Raw genomic sequence first — 9450 nt, forward strand, 5'->3', positions numbered from 1 at the left:
GGTACGGAACCGGCCCAACCGGGACCGGCCCAACCGGGACCGGCAGGTACGGGACCGGCACAACCGGGACCGGCGGTACGGAACCGGCCCAACCGGGACCGGCCCAACCGGGGCTGGCCCATCCGGGACCGGCCCAACCGGGACCGGCAGGTACGGGACCGGCAGGTACGGGACCGGCACAACCGGGACCGGCGGTACGGGACCCCGGCAGGTGCGGGACCGGCAGGTACGGGACCGGCGGGTCCTGGGGGGCGTCACCCGGGGTGGTACCCGGGGCGTATGCGGTGTCCCCCGTCCGGGCGCACAGCGCACAGCGCGCGGCGCCGGCTCGGGCGCACAGCGCACTCCCCTGGTCCGGGTTTGCCGTGCGTCGGCGGTCCGGGTATCCGGCAGGCATCCGGCCGCGGGTGCGGCGGCGGTGCGTGCCGGTGCGGTGCGGTGCTCCGTCCATGGCCGGCCCCTCCCGTTCGGCCCTGCCACGCTAGCTCCGGCACGGCCCGTACGTCCGTTTCCTCCAGTGGCCCCCGAACCGTCTACGACCTGCACTCGTCCGCGCGGACACCCCGGGACACCGCGCACCGGGCAAGCACGCCTGCCCGCTCACCGCGTCCCGCGCACCTCCCGCCCGCCCGGCACCCCCCACCCCGGCCGCCAAACGCCGTCCCCCGGGCGGCGTACGCCGTTCCCCGGGCGCCGTACCCGGTCAGCGGGCGGCGCAGCGGCGAGTCCGGCCGGGGGCGGGTGCCCACCGCCGCGTGGAACTGGCCTGCCCGTGAGCAAAGTTCGGCGCTGCGGAAGCACTCGGCGCGGTACAGCGGGCGGGGGCCGGCAGGTGCCGTACGCCGTCCCGCGGGCGGCGCAGCAGCGGGTCCGGCCCGGGAGGGCGTCCACCGCGCCGCGGAACTGACCTGCCCGTGAGCGGAGTTCGGAGCCGTGGCAGAACCTAGCGCGGTAGCAGCAGGCGGGCGCCAGCTACTGCCTGCGGAGCGAACCGGCCGGCAGGCGGGGGCCGACGGGCGCCGTAGGCCGTCCCGCGGGCGGCACAGCAGCGGGTCCGCCCGGGGGGCGGGTGCCCACCGCGCCGCGGAACTGACCTGCCCGTGAGCGGAGTTCGGCGCTGTGGCGACACCCGTCCTGGTACAGCGGGCGGGCGCCGGCTACTGCCCTGCGGAGCGAACCGGCCGACAGCCGCCCATGCAGCGGGCGGCAGGCAAGGGCCGGCAGGTGCCGTACGCCGTTCCGCGGGCGGCGCAGCGGCGGGTCCGGCCCGGGCGGCGGGTGCCCACCGCGCCGTGGAACTGGCCTGCCCGTGAGCGGAGTTCGGAGCCGTGGCGGAACCTAGCGCGGTAGCAGCGGGCGGGGGCCTGCTACTGCCCTGCGGAGCGAACCGGCCGGCGGTCGGCGGGCGGTCGGCGGGCGGGGGCGGCGGGCGCCGTCCTGCGGGCGGCGCAGCGGCGGGTCCGGCCCGGGAGGGGTGCCGGTGCGCGATCTGGCATCTGTCGGCGGACTCGCCCCAGCGGTGCGCTGCGCGGTGTCCGCGGGCGCCGGCCGCGAGGTCCGGCGCCCGCCGGACCGCCCGCCCGCCCAGCCGAACCGGCGATGTCTGCCCGGGTGGTTGACGCCGGTTCGAGGGGGTTGTGTCAGGACGGCACGGTGGCGGGGACGAGCAGGTCGTGGCACTGTGCGAGGCGGCCCGCCGCGTCGAAGCGGAGCTCCGCCACCAGCGACCAGGCCGCTTTTGCGGCGCGGGCGGTCGCCCGCAGCGCGACGACGTCGTCGTCGGCCAGCAGGCTCTCGACCGTCAGCCCCAGCCCGTCGGGCAGCGCCCGCCCGCCGGTCCCCTCAGGGGCCGCCCAGTGGCGGGTGAGCCGGTTGACCTCGCCCCGGTTGCCGGCCGCGACCAGCGCGCGGACGAGTTCCTTGTTGCGTTCGCGCACACTGTGCGCGGTGAGGAGTTCGTGCAGCGCCCCGCTGAGGGGCTCGGCCAACGTGGGCACCATGACGAGAAGCCCTTCTTCATGGTTCGTCGTCCCGTGCAAATTGTCCCCCACACCATGACCGCCTGCCCTGGAGAGGTGTCGGAGAACGGGTGGACCCCAATGTTGTGCCGCGGCTCCAGCACGCCTGTAGGTGAGGTGATCAGGCTGTCACGGGTCAGGGCCCGGCCAAAGCGACGGGGCGATTCATGACGCCGGCCGGCAGGACGGGAACCATCAGGACCATGACGGACGCCTCCACCGACGGCACCCAAACCCCGCCCCTCGCACCGTCCCTGCGGGAAGGACCCGCGAGGTGCCACACGAGTGCGCGCGTGCACCAGCTGCCCGGTCCGGCCCCGCGCCACCGGCCGTGCGCCATGCCCTGGCCGGCCCGCACACAGAGGGCCGGGTCTGCCGGAGCGGGCCGGACGGGCCGGACGGCCCCTGCCCTGCCGTACGGGAGCCGTGCTGCTGGACACCTCGCCCCCCGCCCCCTCCACGGGCACGCCGTCCCTTACGCCACCGGGCGGTACGGCGACGCCGGGTGGTACGGGCCACCCCGGGGTGCGGCGGACACCAGGCGGTACGGGCCACGCCGGGGCGGCGCGGGGGACGCCGGGGCGGCGGGGGGTGGTGTGGGGCGCCGTGTACGGCCACAACGTTTTCCGGTGAACCGACGACACACGAAAAGGGTGGGATCAGCCATGGCCTGGGACATGACGTTCGAGGAACTCCTGCGGGGCTACCTGCCGTTCCTTGGCGCGGGTGAACCGCTTCAGGCCGACACCGACCTCAGGGTCTCGGGTCTGGACTCGCTGGCCGCGGTGGAACTGCTGGGCTCACTGGAGAGCCTCTACGAAATCCGCTTCGCGGACGAGGCGTTCTCAGTGGACACCTTCGCCACGCCGGCGTCGCTGTGGGGGACGGTGACCCGGCTGAAGACGGCCGCCTGAACCCCGCCAGGCACACACGAACGCCGGGGCGCCGTCCAGGACGGCGCCCCGGCCGGAAAGAACCGGCGACGGCCCGGATACGGCAAACCGCCAACCGCAGGCCCGACAGCGGCAGGCCGGGCCGCGGGCCAAGCGGCCGCAGGCCGGACAACTGCGGGCCGGACAGCGCCAGGCCGGGCCGGGAACCGGACGCCGGGCCGGACGGCCGCAGGCCGGACAACTGCGGGCCGGACCACAGGCCGGGCGGCGGCAGGCCGGACAACGGCGGGCCGGGCCGGGAACCGGACGCCGGGCCGGACGGCCGCAGGCCGGACAGCGGCGGGCCGGGCGGCGGGCCGGCCCGCAGGCGGGAAGCCGGACCGGGCGGCGGCGGGGATGTCCCTCATGCCGCGAACAGGTCGAACGTCGAGGAGTGCCGCGGCCCCGCCAAAACGTCCAGCTGCGGATCCACCGCCAGCACGGCCTGGTGCATACGCTGCAACTGCGGGGAGGGCTCCACGCCCAGGTCGTCGATGAGCCGCATACGCAGCCTGCGGTAGACCTCCAAAGCGGTGGCCTGCCGGCCCGAGCGGTACATCGCCAGCATGGCCTGCGAATGCAGCCCCTCGTGGTGAGGATGGCGGGCGGTCAGCTCGGTCAGCTCGGCGATCAGCTCCGAGTGGCGGCCCAGACGCAGGTCGGCATCGATACGCCGCTCCACGGTGACCAGCCGGCTCTCCTGCAGCCGCATCACCTCGATCTCCAGGACCGGCCCGAGTTTCACATCGACCAGCGGCGCCCCGGTCCACAGATCCAGAGCGGTCCCGAAACAGGCCGCGGACAACTGATTGTCACCGGCCTCGAACGCGCCCTGGCCCTGCCGGATCAGATCCTCGTACCGGTTCACATCAACACAGCTCTTGTCGATCTGGAGCAGGTACCCCCCGTGCCGGGTGGCGAGAATGTCCTTCGCCTGGCCCGGCGCGCCCGGTCCCATGGCCGTGCCGAGCCGTCTGCGCAACTGCAGAATGTATGTCTGAAGAGTCGTCAGCGCACTCGCGGGAGGCTCGGTCCCCCACAGCTCCTCCATGAGCGTGGGAACAGGCATGACCCGCCCCGGATACAGCGCCAGCAACGACAGAATCTGCCGCGGCTTACCGGCCGTCGGAACGATCGATCCCCCGTTGACCTCGGCACTCAACGGACCCAGAACCTGAATCTTCACGGTGCCCCTCCCACCTCGTCGAGTTCGTTGTCCAGTTCCTTCTGGTGGCCAGAAATCTCCGCCATGACGCACGCTAGCGGTGCCCGTACCCGGCCACCGTTTCCCTGTAGCGGTCCTCCAGCGGCACTCCAAGTGAGGTATCGCGCACACCGTTCACCACTCTCGAAAACACCTGCACCCCCACCGGAAGTGAACTCGGGATTCCGCTGCAGACACACCGCCAGACATCCCGCCGGACACACCCCTTCCCTTTTTCCGCCTGCGACCGCCACCAGGCGAAAACCACCACGGAAACCCCTGCCGAAACCCCCGCCCAAGCCACAGCAGAAGCCACTGCCCAAGCCGCTGCCCCAGCCACTGCGGAACCCCTGCCGAAACCCCTGCCCAAGCCACAGCCGAAACCCCTGGAAACCCCCGCCCGAGCCACTGCGGAAACCGCGCTGCGGAAAGCACTGCTCAAGCCACTGCGGAAAGCACTGCTCAAGCCGCTGCGGAAACCGTGCTGCTCAAGCCGCTGTGGAAAGAGGGCGGGGTGGTTTTGCTTTCCGGGCCGGCGGGTCAGCGCTCGTGCGGGGTGTGGGAGGCGCCCACCGGCTCGGGCAGGGCGATGGTGTGCGGTGTGGCCCGGTCCCAGGGAAAGCCGTGGTGCAGTTCCAGATACGGGACGGGACAGTCGTCAGCGGGCAGCGCCACAGCACTCAGCACGCCGGGCACCGGCTCCAGTTCCACAAACCGCCACCGCCCCTCCCGGTCGTCGGCCGGCGGCCGGAAGGCAAGCACACCCCGGCTGCTGGCCAGAGTGAAGGAGAACTCATCGAACGGCAGGGCCAGTCCCAGCCCACGGGCCTTGGAGTAGGCCTCCTTCAAAGTCCACAGCCGCAGCACCCGGCGGCTGCGCCGCTCCCCCGCCGGCTCCTCCTGCGCCCACCGCTGCTCCTGGGAAGTGAAAGTGGTCAGGATCGTCTCCAAGGCACGCTCCTCGCGTGCCAGGCCCTCCACATCAACGCCGATACGCTGCCTGCGGACGATGCCGAGCAGGCTGTAGCCGCCCGCGTGGGAAAGGTTGAAATCCAGATGACCGCCGCCCCGGGGCAGGCCGCCGGGCAGCGGCTGCAGGAAAGGCCGCCCGCGCGCAGAACGCCAGATGACCTGCTCGGCCTCGGCGAGGCCGGCCTCCAGCGCCAGCGCCCGGCGCACCAGGATATGCGCCAGGAGATACTGGCGGCGGTCACGTTCGAAAAGGAAACGGGCCGCGGTCTCCCGCTCACGCTCATCAAGCCAGTGCGAAGCAAGAACAGCAGCGACCGCCGGCGAAAGAGCATCATTGGAACACAGCCACAACTTCACCGGCGCCGGCTCCTGATGAGACTGCAGTAGAGGCCCGGCGCCCAGCGGCTCCGGAGTAGTGAGGGTCATGATGTCTCTCGTCCGTCTCGGTTCACCGCCCCACCACCAACAGTGACCCCACCACAACCCCCACAACCACCACAACCACCAGGCCACCAGGCCACCAGGGCCACCGGAACTGTCGGGGCCACCGGAACTGTCAGGGCTGTCAGGACTGTCGGGGCTCTGGGACCACGGGGGTGGCCCCCCGGGTCGCCGGACCCGCCGGGGCTCGGCAGCCGCTGAGGCCTTCCGGCCCTCCAGGCTGTCGGGCTGTCGGGCTGTCGGGCTGTCGGGGCTCGGCAGCCGCTGGGCCCTTCGGGCTGTCGGGCCGTCGGAACTGTCGGACCCCGTGCGGGCCGTTCGGATCCGTCGGGGCCGTCGGAGCTGTCGGAGCTGTCGGACCCGTCAGGGCTGTCGGGGCTGTCAGGGGCGGGAGCGGCGGGGAACCGCCGGGCGCCACCCGGGTGATGGCGGACCGGGCGCCGCCCGGATGGCGGTGACCGGATAGTGATCGGATACCGCCCGGGTGAGGGCCGGATGACGGCCGGATACACCCCGGTGGCAATGACTGGATGGCGGTGGCCGGATGGACCGCGTGGCGGGGGTTCGTGACGGTGGACGGGTAGCGGTCGCCCGGTGATCGGTGAGGGTGGCCGGGCGCCGCCGGGATGGCGGTGGCCGGGTACCGCCCCGGCAGTAATGACCGGACGCCGCCCAAGTAGTGGCCGGATGGCGGTGGACGGATGGTGGTGGCCCGGAGATGGTGACCGGGCGCCGCCGAAGTGATGGCGGATGCTGGCCGGGTACCGCCCCGGTAGTGGTGGCCGGGCGCTGCCCGGTACCGCCCCGGTAGGGGTGGCCGGGCGCTGCCCGGTACCGCCCCGGGTAGGGGTGGCCGGGCGCTGCCCGGTACCGCCCCGGTAGTGGTGGCCGGGCGCTGCCCGGGTGATAACCGGGTGGCGGTGGCCCGTGATGGGGCCCGGTGCTGGTGGTCGCGTGACGGTGACCGGGTGCCGCCGTGATGATGGTGGCCGGGTACCGCCCGGTAGTGGTGGCCGCGTGGCGGTGGCCCGTGATGGGGGCCGGGTACCGCCCCCGGTAGTGGTGGCCGGGTGACGGTTGACGCGGTGGTGGCCGGGTGGTCAGGCGGGGCGGGCCGTCAGGAGAGCGGCGGCCTCGTCGACGCCGATCCGCTCCCCGCGCACCGCGTCCAGAAGCGCGAGCATCTCCTCCTGGGACAGCGCAGGCCGCTTCCCCACCGCAGCGGCGGGCGCCGGCAGCGGCACACCCCCCGCAGCCGGCACACCGGGAACCACACGGGCAACAGCGACCCCGGGAGCGGCAGGGGCCAGGGGACCTGCGGGGCCCGCAGGGACCGCGGGAGCTGCAGGGGCCACGGGAGCTGCAGGGACCGCGGGGACCGCGGGAGCTGCAGGGACCGCGGGGACCGCGGGAGCTGCAGGGACCGCGGGGACCGCGGGAGCTGCAGGGACCGCGGGGACCGCGGGGACCGCGGGAGCTGCAGGGACCGCGGGGACCGCGGGAGCTGCAGGGACTGCGGGGACCGCGGGAGCTGCAGGGACTGCGGGGACCGCGGCGACGGGGACCGCGGGGACTGCGGGGGCCGCAGGGACCGCGGGGACCGCGGCGGCGGGTGCCACAGGGGCCGCGGCTGCGGCTGCGGGGGCTGCGGGGTCCCGGGTGCGGGAGGCGACGTAGGCAGCCATCGCGGCGAGGCTGGGATGCTCCTGGACGGTGACGGGACGTTCGGCCAGCCCGTAGGCACGGTTGACACCGGCAACGAAACCGGCGGCCAGCAGGGAATCGATACCCAGCTGATCGAAAGCGGCCCCGCCCTCGATCTCGAACGGCTCACAGTGCAGGAGCTGCGCCAGCTGCTCCCGCAGCACCACAAGGACCTCCTGCACAGCCACCGGAGCAGGAACAGCACGCACAGCGGCGGCGGGGACGCCCTCGCGCAGGGCCGCCAGGTGGCGGGCCAGCAGCGCCGGCGTGCAGTACTCATACAGCGCCCCGCCCGCGACACGGACCCCGAAGTGCCGGCCGATAGCGGTGACGAACTCGGCAGTCAGCAACGAATCCAGACCAAGAACGGCAAAGGGCCGCCCCGACTCGATACACCCCACATCGGCGCCCACGACACCCGCCAGCACAGCCTTCAGCTCGCCAAGAACATCAGCACCCGGCTCAACACCCGGCTCAACACCGCGCTCAACACCCGGCTCAACACCGGGCTCAACACCCGACTCAGCACCGGGCTCGACACCGGGCTCAACGCCGGGCTCAGCACCGGGATCGGCACCGGGCTCAGCACCGGGCTCAACGCCGGGCTCGACACCGGGATCGGCACCGGGCTCAGCACTGGGATCGGCACCGGGCTCAGCACTGGGATCGGCGCCGGGCTCAACGCCGGGATCGGCGCCGGGAAGAGCCGTCGGCTCACTGGTCATGATGCGTACCTCCACAAAAGGGCGGCGCCCGCGCGCCGGACAGGTCAGAAGGTCGGAGCCAGGGACACGGGCTGCGGAGCAGGCACACCACGCACCGCACGGGCCGGCACCGGCACACTCTCGGGCCCGGCCGTCAAAATCGTGTGCTGCAGCCCACGCAGCCGCGCAGAAGGCTCCAGACCCAGCTCACGCCCCAACGTCGCACGCAGCCGCAGGAACACACTGAGCGCCTCACCCCGCCGCCCCGAACGGTGCAACGCAATCATGAACTGGGCATGCAGATTCTCATGCGTGCGGTAACGACTCGTCAGCACCGTCAGCTCCGCCAGCACCTCACGATGACGGCCCAGCCGCAGATCCGCCTCGATACGCTGATCCAGCGCACACAGCCGGCTCTCATCCAGCCGCCGGACCTCCATCGCCAGCTGCACACCACTTTGCACATCCGCGAACGCAGCCCCCGACCACAGACCAAGAGCCGCCGCCAGCGTACGCGCCGCACCCGTGAAATCACCGGCATCCATCGCCCGGTAACCCAAACCCGCCAACCGCTCGAACTCCCGCACATCACTGGTACCACCACCGGAACACAACAGATAACCACCCGGCAACGTCACCAAAACATCCTTCGCACTCCGACCCCCCACCCCACCCGACTCCCCCACCGTGCCGGACTCCCCCACCACACCGGGCTGCCGCACGCCCGTGCCGGACTCCCCCACCGTGCCGCACTCCCCCACACCCCTGCCGGACTCCCCCACCGTGCCGGACTCCCCCACACCCCTGCCGGACTCCCCAACCGTGCCGGGCTGCCGCATCGTGCCGGGCTGCCGCACGGTGCCGGGCTGGCGCACGGTGCCGGGCTGGCGCATCGTGCCGGGCTGGCGCATCGTGCCGGGCTGGCGCATCGTGCCGGGCTGGCGCACACCCGGGCCGGCCAGCGCCACCGCGATCAGCTCACGCAACTGCAGCACATACGTCTGCAACGTGGTCCGCGCACTGCGCGGCGGCCGCCCCGCCCACAACTCCTCGATCAGCGAATCCACCGGCACCACCCGGTCCGCATGCAACGCCAGCAACGCCAGCACCTGACGCGGCTTCGGAGCCGTCGGAGCGATGGAAACCCCGTTCTCCCTGACATCCAGTGCACCCAGTACGTCGATGTCCACGCCGTCTCCCCTCGTCCACGTGCACCACCGGCACCCCACAATTCAAAAACAGCACGAACGGTATGTCAATAGCAAACCGTCCGTCCTGTTTCCAGGAATCCTCCACCCCCACCACCCACCACCCCCACACCCACCCCCACACCCACCCCCACCCCCCACCAGCCAACACCCCCACAACAAACCCCGATCCAACCCCCCACACGCACCCACCACCCACCACCCCCCAGCCAGACAACCAGCCAGACAACCAGCCACCCACCACCACCCCACCCCCACCAAACAAAC

At 72.7% G+C, this 9450-nt stretch carries 6 protein-coding genes and 3 pseudogenes; 1 reads left to right on the forward strand and 8 read right to left on the reverse strand.

Going from position 1 to position 9450, the window contains the following annotated elements:
• Positions 1 to 1640 precede the first annotated feature (1640 nt).
• A complete protein-coding gene (locus tag AC069T_RS26390; RefSeq protein WP_478785097.1) occupies positions 1641 to 2000 on the reverse strand; it encodes a hypothetical protein in 360 nt (119 codons plus the stop codon).
• Between the two features lie 683 nt (positions 2001 to 2683).
• Here AC069T_RS26390 and AC069T_RS26395 point away from each other — a divergent pair.
• Entirely contained in the window at positions 2684 to 2932 is a 249-nt protein-coding gene (locus tag AC069T_RS26395) for a phosphopantetheine-binding protein (protein WP_478785098.1), read from the forward strand.
• Between the two features lie 382 nt (positions 2933 to 3314).
• On the opposite strand, the gene AC069T_RS26400 is transcribed toward AC069T_RS26395, so the two are convergent.
• The 7 genes and pseudogenes from AC069T_RS26400 to AC069T_RS26430 all read right to left on the reverse strand — a co-directional run.
• The gene (locus tag AC069T_RS26400) at positions 3315 to 4136 is read right to left on the reverse strand and encodes an AfsR/SARP family transcriptional regulator (RefSeq protein ID WP_478785099.1); all 822 of its coding nucleotides are present in this window, start codon (positions 4134 to 4136) and stop codon (positions 3315 to 3317) included.
• A 558-nt stretch (positions 4137 to 4694) separates the two neighbouring features.
• The gene (locus AC069T_RS26405; RefSeq protein ID WP_478785100.1) at positions 4695 to 5483 is read right to left on the reverse strand and encodes a 4'-phosphopantetheinyl transferase family protein; all 789 of its coding nucleotides are present in this window, start codon (positions 5481 to 5483) and stop codon (positions 4695 to 4697) included.
• Positions 5484 to 6667: 1184 nt separating this feature from the next.
• Positions 6668 to 6829 (reverse strand): hypothetical protein, encoded by a 162-nt coding sequence (locus AC069T_RS26410; RefSeq protein ID WP_478785103.1) that lies wholly within the window; start codon positions 6827 to 6829, stop codon positions 6668 to 6670.
• Positions 6830 to 7249: 420 nt separating this feature from the next.
• Positions 7250 to 7699, reverse strand: a pseudogene (locus AC069T_RS26415) (acyl carrier protein); the annotation flags it as partial.
• A gap of 5 nt (positions 7700 to 7704) precedes the next feature.
• Positions 7705 to 7989, reverse strand: a complete 285-nt coding sequence (locus AC069T_RS26420) for a hypothetical protein (RefSeq protein ID WP_478785101.1) — start codon at positions 7987 to 7989, stop codon at positions 7705 to 7707.
• A 51-nt stretch (positions 7990 to 8040) separates the two neighbouring features.
• Positions 8041 to 8640, reverse strand: a pseudogene (locus AC069T_RS26425) (AfsR/SARP family transcriptional regulator); the annotation flags it as partial.
• 288 nt (positions 8641 to 8928) lie between these two features.
• Positions 8929 to 9165, reverse strand: a pseudogene (locus tag AC069T_RS26430) (AfsR/SARP family transcriptional regulator); the annotation flags it as partial.
• Between the last annotated feature and the right edge of the window lie 285 nt (positions 9166 to 9450).

This window comes from Streptomyces sp. NPDC043867 (genome assembly GCF_056435845.1).